Genomic DNA, 690 nt, shown 5'->3' with positions numbered 1-690 from the left:
CCTGCAACGCTCGGTGATTCCGGAAAGCCCCTTCCGAGCCGCTGAGCAGCGGAACAACAGGCGGGGATGTCCGGCGCAGCTGTCTGAGCGGGCAAAGCCCGCGAGTTCTGCGCCGGCCGCCTGTTGTGAGCAGCGCAAGGGAGTCGTCCGCAAAGCGGACGACCGGCTCGGCGGGGTCGCCTTTCTTGCCTACTTCTTTGGCGACGCAAAGAAGTAACCCGCCCGCCGGGGCGGGACCCGGCCAATGTGACGTCAAACAACGGAAAGCCGCCGGTCTCCACCAGCGAACCCCCAATCAACGAAATCCGCGTGGACCTCATCCGAGCCTCGATGGAGCCTCGATGGTAGTCAGGTAGTCAGCCTCGGGAGATCGTGCGGCGCATCACGATGCCGTCCTCGACGCCCGTTCCGGCAGGGCCGAAGAAGCCGGGCAGCCGCGAGATCTCCTCGAAGCCGGTCGCGACATAGATCTGGCGGGCGCCCCGCCAGGATTCATTGACCAGCAGCACGATCTCTTCGAGGCTGGATAGGCTGCGGGTCACGTGATCCAGGCAGGCCGCGAAGAAGGGTTGCCCAAGCTGCCGGCCGCGGAAGGCCGGGGCCAGCGTCATTGAGCTCACATAGAGCGTCCGGCCCTGCCGGGGGCGATGGCGGGCCCGGATGTCATGCCCCAGCTGGAAGTGGCCTTCG

General features: G+C 66.5%; 2 protein-coding genes. One reads left to right on the top strand and one right to left on the bottom strand.

Translation table 11 applies throughout. The features are described from left to right. On the top strand, positions 1-217 hold a 217-nt coding region (locus tag L6Q67_RS23800; protein ID WP_296576076.1), incomplete at its 5' end, for a hypothetical protein. Positions 218-356: 139 nt separating this feature from the next. On the opposite strand, the gene L6Q67_RS23795 is transcribed toward L6Q67_RS23800, so the two are convergent. Then, on the bottom strand, positions 357-690 hold a 334-nt coding region (locus L6Q67_RS23795; RefSeq protein WP_296576073.1), incomplete at its 5' end, for a hypothetical protein.

Source organism: Zoogloea sp. (assembly GCF_023150065.1).
GTDB lineage: Bacteria > Pseudomonadota > Gammaproteobacteria > Burkholderiales > Rhodocyclaceae > Zoogloea.
Note: the sequence above shows the minus strand (reverse complement) of the source record. Positions and strands in the feature narration are given on the sequence as shown.